Here is a 1,596-nt window from a genome sequence, read left to right on the forward strand (position 1 = left end):
CGGCGATCTTCGACATTGTCCGATTCGCGATTGCCTTCCCACTTCATGGCACGACTCCTGGTGAACGTTCATCCCCGCAGGCTGAATGCGGTAAATTGGGAGAATGTTTCAGCGCCCATGCCTACCGTTCTCCTCGCGGGTTTTGACCCTTTTGACGCCTACATCCCTTGCGGCCTGCGGCTGGCGCAATGAGCTGACCGCCGGTCTGAACCGCACCCAAACAGCGTAACCTCGACTCAAACCCATGCTAAACCAGCTACTCACCCCGGACGCCACCACAACAGCGCTGCCCTACCCGGCACTGGCCGAAGAAATTGCGAGGGTGCTGCGGGACGATGCAGTTCAGGTGCCAGCGCGCATGGTGCAAGCACTTCACGGTGGCGGTAGCCTGTTTGTGATGCCGGCGCTGGACCGCGACATCGCCATCATCAAGCTGATCACATTCACCCCGGCCAACGCCGGCACCGGTCGGGCGACGATTCAGGGTGACGTGGTGGTGTTTGACGTTGCGAGCGGGCAGCGCCAGCTGATTCTGGATGGCCCGACCGTCACGGCCCGGCGCACGGCGGCTGTGTCGTTGTTGGCGGCGCAGCGCCTGGCGCCCAACCGCCAAGGCCCGCTATTGATCGTGGGTGCGGGCGTGCAAGGCCATGCGCATCTGCAAGCCTTTGCCCAGGGGCTGGGTGTGAAAGAAGTGCTGATCGCGTCCCGCAGCGAGACCGGCGCGCGTTCAATGGCCGAACTGGCCCAGGCCATGGGCTTGAAGGCAAGCGTCGTGCCCGACCCCAACGTCGTATTGCGTGACTGTCCCTTGGTGGTCACCTGCACACCGGCCAGCGCCGTGGTGCTGCACGCGCTGCCGCGCCGTGACACTTTCCTGGCCGCCGTCGGTGCGTTCACCCCCCTAATGGTGGAACTGAGTGCCTCACTTTGCCAGCACTTTGCCGAGCAAGGCACGGTGGTCGTGGATACGGCTGACGCGAGCCATGAGGCGGGTGACCTGCTGCAGGCCCGGCTTGAGGTGGCACAGTTTGCCACGCTGCGCGATATCGTGCGGGGTCCGTTCTCACCACGCAGCGGGCCCGTGCTCTTCAAAAGCTGCGGCTGGGCCGGCTGGGATCTGGCGGCAGCGCGAGTCGCGCTACAAAATCAAGCCTTCGGCAGCGTCACCCCGCGCTGACCCTGGTACTTGCCGCCACGGTCTTTGTAACTGGTCTCGCAGACGTCGTCCTTGTCGCTCTCAAAGAACAGCACTTGCGCGCAGCCCTCGCCGGCATAAATCTTGGCCGGCAGGGGCGTGGTGTTGCTGAATTCGAGCGTCACATAGCCTTCCCATTCGGGCTCGAACGGCGTGACGTTGACGATGATGCCGCAGCGGGCGTAGGTGCTTTTACCCAGGCAGATGGTGAGCACATTGCGTGGTATGCGAAAGTACTCCAGGGTGCGGGCCAGCGCAAAGCTGTTGGGCGGGATGATGCAGACGTCGTCGTTGAAATCGACAAAGCTTTTTTCATCGAAGTTCTTCGGGTCCACCACCGTGCTGTGGATGTTGGTAAAGACCTTGAACTCGGGTGCGCAGCGGATGTCGTAGCCGTA

The 1,596-nt window shown here is 62.7% G+C and carries 3 protein-coding genes; 1 reads left to right on the forward strand and 2 read right to left on the reverse strand.

Features of this window, described 5'->3' with window-relative positions; genetic code table 11:
* Positions 1-47, reverse strand: a 47-nt coding sequence (locus B3V69_RS20895; protein ID WP_422662610.1) for a hypothetical protein, incomplete at its 3' end; no start/stop codon positions are given.
* Between the two features lie 197 nt (positions 48-244).
* Here B3V69_RS20895 and B3V69_RS16055 point away from each other — a divergent pair.
* Positions 245-1,180: a delta(1)-pyrroline-2-carboxylate reductase family protein gene (locus B3V69_RS16055; protein WP_296448015.1), complete on the forward strand. Its 936-nt coding sequence runs from the start codon at positions 245-247 to the stop codon at positions 1,178-1,180.
* Here the strand turns inward: B3V69_RS16055 and dcd are convergent.
* On the reverse strand, positions 1,150-1,596 hold a 447-nt coding region (gene dcd / locus B3V69_RS16060; RefSeq protein ID WP_296448016.1), incomplete at its 5' end, for a dCTP deaminase. The genes B3V69_RS16055 and dcd overlap by 31 nt on opposite strands.

Source organism: Rhodoferax sp. UBA5149 (genome assembly GCF_002413825.1).
In the GTDB taxonomy this organism is placed as follows: Bacteria; Pseudomonadota; Gammaproteobacteria; order Burkholderiales; family Burkholderiaceae_C; genus Rhodoferax.